Annotated in this window: 17 protein-coding genes; 12 read left to right on the top strand and 5 right to left on the bottom strand. The window is 60.1% G+C overall.

Going from position 1 to position 14,676, the window contains the following annotated elements; genetic code table 11:
* Positions 1-4 precede the first annotated feature (4 nt).
* Positions 5-769: a CDP-diacylglycerol diphosphatase gene (locus ACJ8IP_RS18140; protein WP_033644908.1), complete on the top strand. Its 765-nt coding sequence runs from the start codon at positions 5-7 to the stop codon at positions 767-769.
* Between the two features lie 60 nt (positions 770-829).
* Here ACJ8IP_RS18140 and ACJ8IP_RS18135 read toward each other — a convergent pair whose 3' ends face one another.
* Positions 830-2,509 carry a PglL family O-oligosaccharyltransferase gene (locus tag ACJ8IP_RS18135; protein ID WP_147880659.1) on the bottom strand — a complete coding sequence of 560 codons (1,680 nt, stop codon included), beginning with the start codon at positions 2,507-2,509 and terminating at the stop codon, positions 830-832.
* 691 nt (positions 2,510-3,200) lie between these two features.
* A complete protein-coding gene (gene uriH, locus ACJ8IP_RS18130) occupies positions 3,201-4,142 on the bottom strand; it encodes a uridine-preferring nucleoside hydrolase UriH (protein WP_046687885.1) in 942 nt (313 codons plus the stop codon).
* Positions 4,143-4,349: 207 nt separating this feature from the next.
* Here uriH and ACJ8IP_RS18125 point away from each other — a divergent pair, with 207 nt between their 5' ends.
* A complete protein-coding gene (locus tag ACJ8IP_RS18125) occupies positions 4,350-4,625 on the top strand; it encodes a zinc ribbon domain-containing protein (protein WP_033644459.1) in 276 nt (91 codons plus the stop codon).
* Positions 4,622-4,966, top strand: coding sequence for a hypothetical protein (locus ACJ8IP_RS18120; protein WP_147880658.1), 345 nt, complete (start codon positions 4,622-4,624; stop codon positions 4,964-4,966). The genes ACJ8IP_RS18125 and ACJ8IP_RS18120 overlap by 4 nt, the downstream gene beginning before the upstream one ends.
* Here the strand turns inward: ACJ8IP_RS18120 and aaeR are convergent.
* Positions 4,957-5,868, bottom strand: a complete 912-nt coding sequence (gene aaeR / locus ACJ8IP_RS18115) for an HTH-type transcriptional activator AaeR (protein WP_004936950.1) — start codon at positions 5,866-5,868, stop codon at positions 4,957-4,959. The two genes, ACJ8IP_RS18120 and aaeR, sit on opposite strands and share 10 nt — an antisense overlap.
* Positions 5,869-6,182: 314 nt before the next feature.
* Between aaeR and aaeX the strand changes: the two genes are divergently transcribed.
* From aaeX to ACJ8IP_RS18090, 5 genes are all read left to right on the top strand, one after another.
* Positions 6,183-6,386: a p-hydroxybenzoic acid efflux pump operon protein AaeX gene (gene aaeX / locus ACJ8IP_RS18110; RefSeq protein ID WP_004936952.1), complete on the top strand. Its 204-nt coding sequence runs from the start codon at positions 6,183-6,185 to the stop codon at positions 6,384-6,386.
* A gap of 7 nt (positions 6,387-6,393) precedes the next feature.
* Positions 6,394-7,329 carry a p-hydroxybenzoic acid efflux pump subunit AaeA gene (gene aaeA, locus ACJ8IP_RS18105; protein ID WP_442524481.1) on the top strand — a complete coding sequence of 312 codons (936 nt, stop codon included), beginning with the start codon at positions 6,394-6,396 and terminating at the stop codon, positions 7,327-7,329.
* Entirely contained in the window at positions 7,329-9,296 is a 1,968-nt protein-coding gene (gene aaeB, locus ACJ8IP_RS18100) for a p-hydroxybenzoic acid efflux pump subunit AaeB (protein WP_164106540.1), read from the top strand. The genes aaeA and aaeB overlap by 1 nt, the downstream gene beginning before the upstream one ends.
* Positions 9,297-9,575: 279 nt before the next feature.
* Positions 9,576-10,043, top strand: coding sequence for a ribonuclease (locus tag ACJ8IP_RS18095; RefSeq protein WP_033644465.1), 468 nt, complete (start codon positions 9,576-9,578; stop codon positions 10,041-10,043).
* Positions 10,044-10,048: 5 nt separating this feature from the next.
* Positions 10,049-10,348: a barstar family protein gene (locus ACJ8IP_RS18090; RefSeq protein ID WP_033644909.1), complete on the top strand. Its 300-nt coding sequence runs from the start codon at positions 10,049-10,051 to the stop codon at positions 10,346-10,348.
* 30 nt (positions 10,349-10,378) lie between these two features.
* Here ACJ8IP_RS18090 and yjgA read toward each other — a convergent pair whose 3' ends face one another.
* Positions 10,379-10,927, bottom strand: coding sequence for a ribosome biogenesis factor YjgA (gene yjgA, locus ACJ8IP_RS18085; protein ID WP_004936968.1), 549 nt, complete (start codon positions 10,925-10,927; stop codon positions 10,379-10,381).
* Positions 10,928-11,117: 190 nt separating this feature from the next.
* Between yjgA and ACJ8IP_RS18080 the strand changes: the two genes are divergently transcribed.
* The 4 genes from ACJ8IP_RS18080 (at position 11,118) to cybC (ending at position 13,843) form a co-directional block, all read left to right on the top strand.
* Positions 11,118-11,480, top strand: a complete 363-nt coding sequence (locus ACJ8IP_RS18080; protein ID WP_147880656.1) for a type II toxin-antitoxin system RelE/ParE family toxin — start codon at positions 11,118-11,120, stop codon at positions 11,478-11,480.
* Complete coding sequence (locus ACJ8IP_RS18075; RefSeq protein WP_033651243.1) at positions 11,464-11,802, top strand: helix-turn-helix domain-containing protein; 339 nt, start codon at positions 11,464-11,466, stop codon at positions 11,800-11,802. Before ACJ8IP_RS18080 ends, ACJ8IP_RS18075 begins: the two co-directional genes overlap by 17 nt.
* Before the next feature lie 175 nt (positions 11,803-11,977).
* A complete protein-coding gene (gene pmbA, locus ACJ8IP_RS18070) occupies positions 11,978-13,318 on the top strand; it encodes a metalloprotease PmbA (RefSeq protein WP_033644467.1) in 1,341 nt (446 codons plus the stop codon).
* Between the two features lie 138 nt (positions 13,319-13,456).
* Positions 13,457-13,843, top strand: a complete 387-nt coding sequence (cybC, locus tag ACJ8IP_RS18065) for a cytochrome b562 (protein ID WP_033644470.1) — start codon at positions 13,457-13,459, stop codon at positions 13,841-13,843.
* 4 nt (positions 13,844-13,847) lie between these two features.
* On the opposite strand, the gene ACJ8IP_RS18060 is transcribed toward cybC, so the two are convergent.
* Positions 13,848-14,630, bottom strand: coding sequence for an AraC family transcriptional regulator (locus tag ACJ8IP_RS18060; RefSeq protein WP_033644472.1), 783 nt, complete (start codon positions 14,628-14,630; stop codon positions 13,848-13,850).
* Between the last annotated feature and the right edge of the window lie 46 nt (positions 14,631-14,676).

Below are 14,676 nucleotides of genomic sequence, written 5' to 3'. Positions count from 1 at the left end.
GATGATGACGCGTCTGGCTATACCCGCCAGGCGTTGGCTGCTGGCGCTGGGCGTCCTGTCCCTGACGGGCTGCGCCCGCTCCGATGCGCTGTGGGGCGTGGTCGATAAGCTTTGCATGGCCAATTATCAGCAAAAGCGCGATCCGGCGCCCTGTGAGCAGATTTATATGCCGCAGGGGAAGGCCCAGGGCTTTAGCGTGCTGCAAAATCCGCGTTACCCCTATCATTTTATTCTGGTTCCGACGGCGCCGCTCTCCGGCATCGAAAGCCCGCAGCTGTTGGCCGGGGAACGGACGGACTATTTTGGCTATGCCTGGCTGATGCGTTATCGGCTGGCCGCCGAATATGGCGGGCCGGTGCCGGATGATATGTTGGGCATGGCGATCAACTCCGCATACGGCCGTAGCCAAAACCAATTGCATATTCACCTGACCTGTCTGCGTGAGGACGTGCGGCGTCAATTGCAGGCGGAACGCCCCTACATACAGGAACAATGGCGGCCCTTGCCGGATAAGCTGTTGCGCCACACCTACTACGCGCGCCGCGTGATGCAGCCAACCGCGATGGGCGTTTACCCGATTAAGGATCTGGCGGATTATTTCCATCTGTCGCCGCCGCAGATGGCGGAATATGGCGTGGCGTTAGTGCCCACCACGTTTGGCGGCCAACGGGGGTTTATTTTGCTGGCCTCGAAGCGCGGCTGGGACGTCGGCAACCGCGCTTCGGTAGAGTCGCTGCTGGATAAAGAGTGCGCGATTTTGCCGCGTTAATTTTGCGACATAAAATGACGCAGGTGAGAGCGGCGAAGCATCGCTCTCACCTCGTTGTCCCTACCTGAACCGCGCATCCCGCGCAAACAGAAAAGCGGCTTCCCGCTGGCGAGCATCGGCTTGTGCCTGATCCCCCTGATAGCGCAAGATCATGATCAGCGTGGCGTAGACGTTGGCGTCGATGCGGTGCTGCAGATAGGCATTGGCCCACTGCCGATAGCCGGTCAACAGGGCATCATCGCGCGTTTGGTTATAGACCAGCAGCGCGTGAGATTGCTCGTCGAAGGTTTTGCGCTCCCGGTAGATCCAGGCGGCCGGCGGCGGCATCTGCTCGATGCTGTCGATGTTGGCCAGCATAGTGCGCTCCGACTGAGTGAGCGCCATGCGCCCTTGCCAGGCGAAGGCCGCCATCACCAGCACGCCGAGCGCCGCAAGCGCCACCGGCAGGCTCAGGGTTTTGGCGAACGGCAGTTGGCGGGGCTCGCCGGTTTGGCCGTCCAGCAGCGCCAGCAGCAGCAGAAACGCCAGCCAGTGCGGCGCAGACAGATAGAAAGGGTATTCCAGCTGAGTGTGTATCAGCATCGGCAGCAGCACCAGGAACAGGCCGACGCGCGCACCGTTCGGCTGTTCTCGATCCCGTTGCCAGGCGCTTTTCAGCAGCCGTACGCCGGCGGCAAGGACGATAGCGATACCCGCCAGCGCCGTCAGGCCGCCCTCGACCCACCACAGCAGGATTTCATTGTGCGGATGCCCGGCGACTTCCAGCACTTCTCTCCAGGGCATTGTCTGCAGGCGGAAGTGCGCGAAGCTGTATTCGAAGCCGCCGTAGCCCCAGCCCAGCAGCGGCTTGGCCAGGATCATGGCGCCGACGTCGTGCAGCATGGTCAGGCGCGCGCTGTTGGAGAACTCGCGGTCGAGCAAGACGCCACTTGTCTCCAGACCGAAACCGGTGAACAGCACCGTCAGACCGATCGCGGCGCCCAGCAGCAGCGCGCCGCCGGCCCAGCGGCTTGCGGCCGGGCGTTGGCGGGCAAAGCGCCACAGCAGCAGCGCCGCCGCCAATGCGGCCCCCAACCAGGCGGCGCGCGACTGGATCAGCACCAGCAGGGCGGAGAAAGCGGCCAGCAGCGCGAGCAGCGGGATTTGCCGCCGTGTCGGCGCAGAGAAGGGAGCCAGCAGCAGCCAGAGCGCCAAAGCCAGCCCGGTGGCGATAAAGCTGCCCAGCACGTTCGGCTGCTGAAAGACGCCGTAGACCCGGCCGCCGTTAGGGGATACCCAGGCCAGCGCGGGGGCGAACAGCTGTAAAGCCGCCAACAACGCCTGAATGCCGACGGCAAACAACAGGCCGAACAGCAGCCGCTCGCGCTGCCGGGCGGTGACGCGCAGCTGCAGGCAGGCGACATAGAACAACCAACCGCCGAGCAAACCGGCGCAGCGCCACAGGGCGTCTTCGCGCCATTCGGGGCGGGTATACAGCAACGGCAGCGCCAGCACGGCGATGCCGAGCAGCAACAGGCGCGCGGTGGGCGTGAGCGAAAGGCGGATGCGACCCAGGCAAACGGTAAACGTCACGATCAGCGTAGTGAGCGCCATGACGCCCCAGGCCAGAATGTTTTGCGGCAGCGCCAGACCGTCGCCGCCCATGTTGGGATGATAGACTGGCAGGATCGCCGCCATCCAGATCAGCAGCAGGGGCAGCACGGCGATGGTCGCTGCGTTAGCGGGAGATTTATCGGCCATGGTTAACCTGCCAAGGCCTGATAGCGTTTATTAAATGCATGTTTTGATTATTCCCTATCCTTTATCCTGGTATTGAAATGCGTGTAATGTTGAAATCGACAATGTCTCACGGGAAATTTAAACCGTCTTTATGGTAAAAAGATAAATAATATTTGCCCTGAGAATGCGCGAGGCTGTTTGCCCAAAGAAAAGTTAAGCCGTATTTTTCACTCGCAAAAGGCATTTTTTTGTTTGCAAAATCAGACGCGCCATTTTCTCAAATCTATTGTGATTCAGTCAATTTTTAATCTTAATATTATTTTTATTAATTAAAATCAACAGGTTGGTTGTGGTTCTTGCGTGCGTGGATATCGTGGGGTATCCCGGTGATGGCCTATATTGGCAGGCCATGCGAAGAATAAAAGAGGTATCTGCTTGTTTAATTGATGCCGTCAGTGGCGGCGTGACGGTGGAGATTTATTTCATCGTTTTCCATTGCTGGTTTTTAAATTCAATGTGATTTTCATGGTTTTATTTTCATTAAGATTCTTCTTGTTATTATCTGTTTTTTTTAATTTTTATGAAATGATTAATAATTAGGATTGTTCTGCTGCATTGGAAATAAAAGCGGTTATGGCTTGAGCCTCCCTTTGCCGCGGCAGAATACGGACTAACGCGCCTGCCCAAGCGCGTTAATCTCGTCTCTTGTACGCTACTCCACGTCGCCGATCCGCTCCAGCGCATCCACCACCAGATCCCAGAATTTATCCTGATCCAGTTTGACCGCGACCTGGGTGTGGCAGTCCGGCGGCGGCGGCGCGCGGAAGTCCGCGACCGTCATGCCCAACGTCAGGGTGCCGGTCAGCTCGATATCCACCGGCACTTTGCGCACCGACATAACGCTCGGATCGATCACGTAGGCCACTGCGCAAGGATCGTGCACCGGCGGGGCGCTGAAGCCCTGCGCCTGTTGGTACATACGGCCAAAGAATGCCAGCAGTTCGCCGACGAAGGTGGCCGGCCGGGTGCCGAGGGTGGCGATGCGTTCGCAGACGGCCGGCGTGGCCAGCGCCTGGTGGGTGAGATCCAGCCCGACCATGGTCAGCGGCCATTTTTCATTGAACACGATGTGCGCCGCCTCGGGATCGATTTTGATATTGAACTCCGCCACTGCGCTCCAGTTGCCTACATGATAGCCGCCGCCCATCAGCACCACTTCCTTGACCCGCTCGGCAATGCGCGGCTCTTTACGCACCGCCATGGCGATATTGGTCAGGCCGCCGGTCGGCACCAGCGTCACGCTGCCGGGCGGGTGGGCCATCACGGTATCGATGATCAGATCCACCGCGTGGCGCGAGTCCAGCTGCAGGTGGGGTTCCGGCAGCACCGGGCCATCGAGGCCGGAGTCGCCGTGAATGTCGGGCGCCACTTCGATATTGCGCACCAGCGGGCGCGGGCAGCCGGCAGCGAAGGGCACGCCGGTGATATTGGCGATGCGCGCCACCGCGAGGGCGTTGCGCGTCACTTTGTCCAGCGTCTGGTTACCCACCACGGTGGTGACCGCCAGCAGGTCGATCTGCGGATTGCCCCAGGCCAGCAGCAGGGCGATGGCGTCGTCATGCCCCGGGTCACAGTCCAGTATGATTTTTTTCATGGTTATTCCTGATGCAGGGAGAGGTGCCCGCAGCATAACGCAGCGCGGCGGCGTGGGATAATGCCGATGATGCTTTTGTTAACGGCATCAAAGCCTTGCCATTATTACGATGTAATGAAACGTAAATCCTCATCGCCGGGCTTTACCCTGGAGTTTACTCCAGGGTTTACAGTGAGCTTCAGCGTGAATGCACAGAGGAGAGGCGGGATGAGCTTACTGAAAAGGTTGTTGGGGCAAGGCGGTATTAACGGCGGTCATCGGCGCGCGGGCCACGGCGGTGGCCACCATGGCAACCGCTATAGCCAGCATGGCGAACAGGGGCCGCAGTGCCCGGAATGCCGGGCCGTGAATAAGCCGGGCGCGCGTTATTGTCACCGCTGCGGCCAGCCGTTTGCCGCGGTGAGCGCCACCTGCGGACAGTGCGCCGCGCCGTTGCCGCCGGGCAGCCGCTTTTGTCCGCAGTGCGGCGGCGGTGTGCCGTGAATCGGGGCGGCTGGACGGCCGCGCTGCTGCTCGGCGCCATGGCGCTGTGGACGTTGCTGGCCTGGGGCGTATCCGGCCTGCTGACCTGGCTGCCGACGTTGGCGGAGGCGGCCGGAAACGCAACGTTGCCGGTGAACGGTGCGCTGAGCCTGGTGCCGCAGACGGTGTTGGACACCTGGCTGCCGTGGCTGAAACAGCTGGGCAACGGGCTGGCGAGCTATTTTCCTCTGCTGCTGGCCTGGGCGGGCTACGCCGTCTGGCTGCTGTGGGGCATCGGCATGTTGGCGCTGATGCTGCTGGCCGCGCTGGCGCGCCGCTATTTAAGCGCTGCTCAGCGATAACCCTGATAGACCGCCGCTACGCGTTCGAAATAGTCGGTTAAATAGTTGATGCACACCTGTACCTTCAGCGGCAGTTTGTCCTTCTCGGTATAGAGCGCGTAGATCGGCCGCGGATCCGAATGGTAGCTTTTGAACAGGATCTCGATCTCGCCGCGTTTGATCTCTTCGATCACCCACATCAGCGGGGCGTAGGCGATGCCGGCGCCGTTTTTCAGCCAACGGATCATGGTGGAGGAGTCGTTGGTGACGAAGCGCCCCTGCGGGGAAATGCGCGTGGTGATGCCTTCCGGCGACATCAGTTCGAATTCGCTGTCGGGCCGCACGCTGTACTCCAGCCAGGAAAAGTTGACCATGTCGCTCGGCTTCTGCGGCGTGCCGTGCTGGCTCAGGTAGCTTTTGGCGGCGCACACCACCATCGGCATCTGCCCCAGGCGGCGCGAGAACAGACTCGAGTCTTGCAGCGCGCCGGTGCGGATCACCAGATCCAGCCCGTCGGTGATCAGATCCGGCGCCGGTATGCCGGTCACCAGGTTGACCGTCAGACCCGGGTACTCTTTCATCATCTCGGCGGTCATGTTCGCCAGCACGTTTTGCGCCATGGTGGACGAGCTGCCGATGCGCAGCGTGCCGGCGGGCGTATTGTTAAACGCGTACAGCTGCTCATGCACTTCGCTGACTTCCTGCAGCATGCGTCGGCAGCCCTGATAGTAAATCTTGCCGGCCTCGGTCAGGCCGATGCTGCGCGTGCTGCGGTTCAACAGCTTGACCTGCAGCTCATTTTCCAGTTTCGAGACGGTTTGGCTGATCGATGAAACGCTCATGTCGAGTTGACGCGCGGCCGCGGTAAACGACCCGAACTCAACCACTTTGGCGAATACCGACATGCGTTTTAATCTTTCCATTATTCACTCTGGCTTAAAAGTGATTTAGATCACAGATTGTTGATGCCTTGATAGTAAGCAGGCTAATATAACGTGGTCGGGTGAATAGACCTCACCAACGTGCGAGAGCGAGCGGCGACGTCATCCTGCCGCTCCTCCGGCACCCTCGCAATCCCTGTCGTGGATGTCTGCCCCAAAGTTTAACCTTTTTTCGGGTTCGTGACCTGGACAAGCTGCCTGGTCAAGATTTGTGGCGCGCGCACGCTAAAATGTAAAGAGAATGTGAATGGCGAGACCTGTCTTTCCCCGGCGCAGTGAACAATAAGGAAAAAGTGATGAGTTTGCTTCCGGTTATGGTCATCTTCGGACTGTCGTTTCCGCCGGTGTTTTTCGAGCTGCTGGTGTCGCTGGCGCTGTTTTTTCTCTTGCGCCGCCTGCTGCAGCCGACGGGGATTTACGATTTTGTCTGGCATCCGGCGCTGTTTAATACCGCGCTGTATTGCTGCTTGTTTTATCTGATTTCGTGTCTTTTTGTTTGAGGTCGCTGTGAAAAATTTTTCGATAAAAATAACCCGAATCGCGATCACTTTGATTCTTGTGCTGCTGGGCATTGCCGCGGTATTCAAGGCCTGGGTGTTCTACACCGAGTCGCCGTGGACGCGTGACGCCAAGTTCACCGCCGACGTGGTGGCGATCGCGCCGGACGTCAGCGGCCTGCTGACCGACGTGCCGGTAGTGGACAACCAACTGGTCAAGAAAGGCCAGGTGCTGTTCGTGGTCGATCGGCCGCGTTATGAGCAGGCCTTGGCGGAAGCCGGCGCCGACGTCGCCTACTATCAGACGCTGGCGGCGGAAAAACGGCGTGAGGCCGGCCGCCGCGTGAAGTTGGGCGTGCAGGCGATGTCGCAGGAAGAGATTGACCAGTCGAACAACTCGCTGCAGACCGTGCAGCACCAGCTGGCGAAGGCCATTGCGGCTCGCGAGCTGGCGCAGTTGGATCTGGAGCGCACCACGGTGCGCGCCCCGGCCGATGGCTGGATCACCAACCTCAACGTACACGCCGGTGAATACATCACCCGCGGGTCGGTCGCGGTGGCGCTGGTGAAGAAAGATTCCTTCTACATCCTGGCGTACCTGGAAGAGACCAAGCTGAACGGCCTGAATAAGGGCGATCGCGCGGAGATTACCCCGCTCGGCAGCAACCGCATCATGCATGGCACCGTCGATAGCGTGGCGGCGGCGGTGAACAACAGCAGCAGCACGATGAACAACAAAGGGTTGGCCTCGATCGACAGCAACCTGGAGTGGGTGCGCCTGGCGCAGCGCGTGCCGGTGAAGATCCTGCTGGACGTCAAGGACCAACAGCATCCGTACCCGGCCGGCACCACCGCCACCGTGGTGATCGTCGGCAAGAACGATCGCAATGCCGACAGCGGCTCGCCTTTTGTGCGCCTGATGCACCGGCTGCGTGAGTTCGGCTAATGAGCAGCCCAACCTTTATCCGGCTGAGATTTGCCTTCAAACTCAGCTTCGCGATTGTGTTTGCGCTGTTCGTCGGCTTCCATCTCAATCTGGAAACCCCGCGCTGGTCGGCGATGACCGCCGCCATCGTCGTCGCCGGCCCGGCCTTTGCCGCCGGCGGTGAACCCTTCTCCGGCGCCATTCGCCATCGCGGCTGGCTGCGCATCATCGGCACCTTTATCGGCTGCTTCGTCGGCCTGCTCATCATCATCACCACCGCCCGCGCGCCGGTAGTGATGCTGATGCTGTGCTGCATGTGGGCCGGTTTCTGCACCTGGCTCTCTTCGCTTATCAAGGTGGAGAACTCCTACGCCTGGGGGCTGGCCGGCTATACCGCGCTGATCATCATCGTGACGGTCGCCACCAGCGAGGCCCACCTGCTGGAAGCGCCGCAGTTCGCCATCGAGCGTTGCAGCGAGATCGTGCTGGGGATCGTCAGCGCCGTGTTGGCCGATCTGCTGTTTTCGCCGCGTTCGATCAAGCAGGACATCGATCGGGCGGTGGATAAGCTGCTGGTGGATCAATACCGCCTGATGCAGATGTGCATCAGCCATGCCGATAAAGAGGACATCGACCGCGCCTGGAGCAATCTGGTGAAGAGCACCACGGCGCTGGACGGCATGCGCAACAACCTGATGATGGAGTCCTCGCGCTGGCAGAAGGTCAACCGACGGGTGAAAGCGCTGCATACCCTGTCGCTGACGCTGATCACCCAGGCCTGTGAAACCTATCTGATCTTGTTGAATCACCCGCAGGCGCTGAAAGAAAGTTTGCGGGAACAGCTGATGGTTCCGGCGGAGACCCCGCAGGAAATCCACAAGCGCATGAAGCTGTTGCGCCAGGTGCTGACCACGCATCGCTCCGAGGAAACGCTGCCGACCATCACCGGCTGGGTCGGCGCGGCGACGCGCTACCTGCTGCTGTCGAAAGGCGTGCACACCAACTGCAGCATCAGCGCGGTGGAAGAGGGCGTATTGAGCAATGAAACCGTGGTCAAGCCGACCTCGGCGGAAGGGCATCACGCGATGATCAACGGCCTGCGCACCTTTGTGGCGACGGCCTTCGGCTGCCTGCTGTGGCTGTGGACCGGCTGGACGTCCGGCAGCGGTTTTATGGTGATCATTGCGGTGATCACCTCGCTGGCGATGCGCACCCCGGCGCCGCGCATGGTGGCGATGGATTTCGTGCTGGGCATGCTGGCGGCAATCCCGGTCGGTTCTCTGTTCTTCATGGTGATCCTGCCGGCGACCCAGCAGAGCATTTTGCTGCTGTGTCTCAGCCTAGGCCTGCTGGCGTTTTTCATCGGCATCGAGGTGCAGAAGCGGCGGCTCGGTTCGCTGGGGCTGTTGGCGGGGACCATCAACATTCTGGTGCTGAGCAACCCGATGGAGTTCAACGTGACCCAGTTTCTCGACGGGGCGCTGGGCCAGTTCCTCGGCAGCTGCGTCGGGCTGATGGTGCTGCTGCTGATCCGCGATAATTCGCGCGAACGCACCGGCCGCACGTTGCTCAACCAGTTCGTCAGCAGCGCGGTGTCGGCGCTGACCACCAAGGCGGCGCGCCGTCGGCAAAACCACCTGCCCGCGCTGTATCAGCAGCTTAATCAGCTGCTGATGATGTTCCCGAACGACATCGCCAAGTATCGTCTGGCGCTGAACCTGATCATCGCCCACCAGCGCATGCAGCGAGCGGAAATTCCGGCCAGCGAAGAGCTGTCGGCCTTCCACCGCCAGATCCGCAGCACCGCCGATCGGGTGGTCTCCGCCAAGAACGACGTCAAGCGCGCCTATTACTACGATCGCTTGCTGGGCGAAATGAACGAGTACCAGCAGAAGCTGGTCGACAATCAGGCGCCGCTCAGCGTCACCGGGCCGGTGAAACGCCTGGCCGACATGCTGCACCGCTATCGCCACGCCTTGATCGATTGATGCGTTCCCTCCTGTTGCGCCGCGCTGTGCGGCGCCTTCCCTGACTATACTGTAAGCAGTCGTTGTTCGGCGGGCCGTCTCAGAGCAGGCGGCTCGTTTTCAGAGAGACTCCGAGTGCCAGAACGGCTGGAAAGTGGCATCATTGACATGAATGGATGAAACCCACACCGCCGCGAAAACGCAACGTGTCGGTCATCTTAGTTTCATCCAGGTCGACTATATACCTAACTAGCCTGGGGGAGCTGCGGCGCCTCCGGCGGCATAATTTCAGGGAATGTCATGAACAAGCGGATTCTGTTGGCGATTGTCATCGCCGTGGTCATCGCCGTCTTCAGCGCGTTGCGCGGCAACGAGCACCGTGCGATTGGCGGCAATGCGGCGGTGGTGCAAGCGCCGGCGGGGCAGCAACAGAGCATCGATCGGCTCACGCAGCAGCAAACGGTGGTGAGTTACCTGCAGCAGCATCAGCGGCTGCCGGATTATTACATCACCAAGAAGCAGGCGCGCGAGCAGGGCTGGGACCCGCGTTCAGGCAACCTCTGTTCGGTATTGCCGGGCAAGGCGATTGGCGGCGATCGATTTTCTAACCGTGAAGGGCAACTGCCGAGCGCCGGCGGCCGGGTCTGGCGTGAAGCGGACATCAATTACCAGTGTGGCCGGCGCGGCGCCGATCGCCTGCTGTATTCGAGCGACGGTCTGATCTTCGTCTCGCGTGACCATTACAAAAACTTCATTCGTGTGGAGTGAGTTTGATGGCAAAAGTAGAGTTTGATTTTGAGCAGATCCAGGATGTGCCGGCCTTCTACCGCGATTTCGCGCATAAGTTTGCGCTGGACGAGGGGTTTGGCGCCAACCTCGACGCGCTGTGGGACGTGGTGACCGGCGATATCGGTCTGCCGGTGGAAATCGAGTTCACCCACCTCAATGCCCGCAGCAAGCGTCGTTTTGGCGCGATCATTCTGTTGTTTGAAGAAGCGGAAGAAGAGCTGGAAGGCAGCCTGCGTTTCAATATCCGCGAAAGCAGCGGTGAACCGGCGCATCACCGGGGATGAAACGGGTTCATCCCGGGATGGCGGCGGCGCTTAGTCAGCCGCTTCGGCCAGCTCGCGCAGGTATTGGAAGATCTGGCGGTAAGCCTTAGGCGGCTTGTTGGCGGCCTTCTCTTTTTGCGCATTGCGCACCAGTGAACGCAGCTGTTGACGATCGGCGGCCGGATACAGATCCAGGATCGACGGAATGACGTCATCGCCTTCTTCCACCAGGCGGTCGCGCAGCGCTTCCAGCTTATGGAACAGCGAAACCTGTTGGTTGTGGCGGTTTTTCAGTTTGTCGAGCGCGGTCTGGATCGGCTCGATATCGCGGGCGCGCAGCATCTTGCCGATCAGCTGCAGCTGACGGCGACGGCCTTCTTTCTTGATCTTCTGCGCCAGCTCGATGGCGGCGCGCAAATCTTCGTCCAACGGAATGCGATCCAGCGCGTTTTTGCCCAGATCGACCATTTCGGCCCCCAGGTCTTTCAGCGCTTCGGCATCACGTTTAATTTCACTTTTACTGACCCAGATAATCTCGTCATCGTCCTCGTTTTCATTCTCCGGGACATCGTCGAGCCAGTCTTCAGGCTGTTTGTTCATGGTAGGCTCCGTTAAAAAGAGGCTAATCCTAACAGGTTGTCCGGCAACCCGCCAATTGCGTGCCCTGAGCAAACTGAGTATAGCTGCCGCGCTGGGGCATTATTATGTCTAGGCTCCTGTCCTCTGAATTCATGCTGTTGTTTTTATCATCATGTTTGTATAAAATTTTATACAAAATGAGGTGGTATTCATGGATGATGGCATCGAGAAAGCCATTGATTGGCGCGGTTCATCGTTAGAGGATTTATTGGCCTTTCCAATAGATGCGCGAAAAGCGGCAGGATTTGAACTGAGTAAAGTGCAAAGAGGTTTGGAGCCCGGTAATTGGAAAACGATGACCAGTTGTGGAAATGGCGTTATCGAAATCTGTTTATATGCCATCGACGGAGCGTTCAGGGTGGTCTATGTGGCAAAGTTCAGTGAAGCGATCTACGTTCTGCACAGCTTTCAAAAGAAGGCGGAGAAAACCAGCCGCCACGATATTCAGATAATCAAAGCGCGTTATGACGCGGTCATTAATGAGCGGAGTAAAGGTCATGACCAAGCCGATTGATACCGGTTCGCGCCACATTACGCCAGCAGGCGGCAATGTGTTTGCAGATTTGGGGTTTTCCGCCGATGAGGCTCGGCAATTGCAAGCACAGTCCAATGCGGAGATTGCGCAGCTTATCGCACTAAAAAAACAGCTGATGGGAGAGATCAGCGCGTGGATTGAGGAAGAAGGCTATCGCCAGGAAGAGGCGGCGCGTTATCTGCACACTTCCCGGCCGCGCGTGTCCGACGTGGTGAATCAGAAAACCGAGAAATTTACGTTGGATGCGTTGGTCAACATGATGGCGAATATCGGCAAGTCGGTAAAACTTATCGTCGAGTGACGCGCGAGTTTTGTATTTTATCCCGGCCTTACCGTTCGGCTTTATGCGAAATTCAACGCGGTTCCTGTTAGACTCAACGGCAGAGATCTCAGGATTTTTGCGCGCCGCCCCGCGTGCACAACTACGCCGCTCCGGCACTTTTCTCAACGATTTTCTGATTAATTATGGCAGATTGATGAAAGTAGTCACTCAAGTTGCAGAACAGCGCAAGGCGCTGGAACAGGCCGTTTCTCAGGCTCTGGAGCTGGCATGCGCCGGTTCCGACGCGGCGGAAGTCGCGGTCACCAAATCGACCGGTATCAGCGTCAGCACCCGCTTCGGCGAGGTGGAAAACGTCGAGTTCAACAGCGATGGCGCGCTGGGCATCACCGTGTATCACCGTCAGCGCAAAGGCAGCGCCTCTTCCACCGATCTCAGCCCGGATGCCATCGCCCGCACCGTACAGGCGGCGCTGGACATCGCGCGTTACACCTCTGAAGATCCCTGCGCCGGCCCGGCGGAGAAAGATTTGTTGGCGTTTGAGGCGCCGGATCTCGATCTGTTCCACCCGACCGAGCTGGACGCCGAGCGCGGCATCGAGCTGGCGGCGCGCGCCGAGCAGGCTTCGCTGGCGGCGGACAAACGCATTACCAACACCGAAGGCGGCAGCTTCAACAGCCACTACGGCATCAAGGTGTTCGGCAACAGCCACGGCATGCTGCAAAGCTACTGTTCCAGCCGTCATTCGCTGTCCAGCTGCGTCATTGCGGAGCAGGACGGCGACATGGAGCGGGATTACGCTTACACCATCGGCCGTGCGATGGGCGATCTGCACAGCCCCGAGTGGGTGGGGCAGGAGTGTGCCCGCCGCACGCTGGCGCGTCTCGCGCCGCGTAAACTGTCGACCATGAAGGCGCCGGTGCTGTTCGCCTCCGAAGTGGCCACCGGGCTGTTCGGCCATCTGGTGGGGGCCATCAGCGGCAGCAGCGTCTACCGCAAATCCACTTTCCTGCTGGACGCGCTCGGCAAGCAGATCCTGCCGTCGTGGCTGACCGTCGAGGAACACCCGCATCTGCTGAAAGGGCTGGCATCAACGCCGTTCGACAGCGAGGGCGTGCGCACCCAACGGCGCGATATCGTCAAGGATGGCGTGCTGCAAACCTGGCTGATGACCAGCTACTCGGCGCGCAAGCTTGGCCTGCACAGCACCGGCCATGCCGGCGGCATCCATAACTGGCGTATTGCCGGGCAGGGCGCAGACTTCGCCGGCATGCTGAAACAGCTTGGCACCGGCCTGGTGGTTACCGAATTGATGGGCCAGGGCGTCAGCGGCGTCACCGGCGATTATTCTCGCGGCGCCGCCGGTTTTTGGGTGGAAAATGGCGAGATCCAGTACCCGGTCAGCGAGATCACCATCGCCGGCAACCTGAAAGACATGCTGCGCAACATCGTCAGCGTCGGCAGCGATATCGAAACCCGCAGCAATATCCAGTGCGGTTCGGTGCTGCTGCCGGAAATGAAGATCGCCGGCCAGTGATCCTCTGTGCGGTCGGCGCCCGCCGGCCGCGCGTTATCCCGTCTCAACCTTGCTTACAAATCTCCGGTTTCGATTTTGCCCGGCCTTGCCTATGGTAGCGGTGGGTTAACTAAAACAATAACTGGAAGGTGAGCAAACATGCAGAATACCCTGAAAGCGCTGGCGGCGTTGACGCTGCTGGCGGCCAGTTCGCTGGCGGCCGCCGCCGATCTGGGCGACGATATGGACACCCTGGCGGAAAACTACAAAACGGTGCTGAATACCGACTCCGCCGCCACCCTCAAACAGAGCCTGCAGAACATGCGCGCCGCCGCGCAGGATGCCAAGCAGGGTACTCCGCCGAAACTGGAGAGCAAAGCCGCCGACAGCCCGGAGATGAAAGATTTCCGCAGCGGGTTGGATACCCTGATCGGCCAGATCGATCAGGCGCTGGCGCTGGCCAATCAGGGCAAAGTCGCCGAAGCCAAGCAGCTGGCGCAGGGCTTCAAGCAGACCCGCGACGCCAATCACAAGAAATTCCGCTAACCCGTCAACCGTCGCGCCCGTCTTCCGTCAGATAGGAGGAGGGCGCCTGCCCCAGCACGCGGCGAAACATGGTTGAAAACGCCGCGCTGCTGTCATATCCCATCTCCATGGCCACCTGCGTCACGCTGCGCCCTTCGGCCAGCAGCGCCAGCGCCAGCACCACGCAGGCGCGCTGACGCCATTGCGAAAAAGGCAGGCCGGTCTGCGCCCGAAAGAAGCGGCTGAAGGTGCGAATGCTCATGTACAGACGAGGGGCCCATTGCTGCGCGGAGTCGTGGGCGTCGGGGTGCTGCAAAAAGGCGCGGCACAGCTCGCCCAGCCGAGGATCGGCGGGCAGCGGGATGTGCAACGGCAAGGGTTGCAGCCGGGCCAGCTCGTGCAGCAGCAGCGTCGCCAGCGCCCCGTCGCGTCCCTCCCGCTCATACTCCAGCGGCATGTCCACCGCCGCCATCAACAGCTGGCGCATCAGCGGGGTGACGCTAACCACCTGGCAAACCTGAGGCTGTTCGGCGGGCAACGCGCCCGGTTCGAGGTACAGACTGCGGGTAGTGACGCCGACCATCCTCACCGCGTGCGGCATCTGCGGCGGCAGCCACACCGCGTGTTGCGGCGGGACGATCCAATTGCCTTGCTGCGTGAAAACGTGCATGACGCCGGTGGCGCCGTACAGCAACTGCGCGCGCCGGTGGCTGTGCATCGGCAGCAAATGCCCCGGCGGATAATCGGTGCCGATGGCGATCACCGCGCGCGCTACGTGGTCGATGTCATCAATGCGGACGTTGCGCATGTGTCCCCTTTGGCGGCAGGTTGGCCGAAACGCAATGATAGTTGGC

It is taken from the genome of Serratia sp. CY52157 (assembly GCF_052168495.1).
Taxonomy (GTDB): Bacteria; Pseudomonadota; Gammaproteobacteria; order Enterobacterales; family Enterobacteriaceae; genus Serratia; species Serratia ureilytica.
This window is presented reverse-complemented; position numbering and strand designations above follow the sequence as displayed.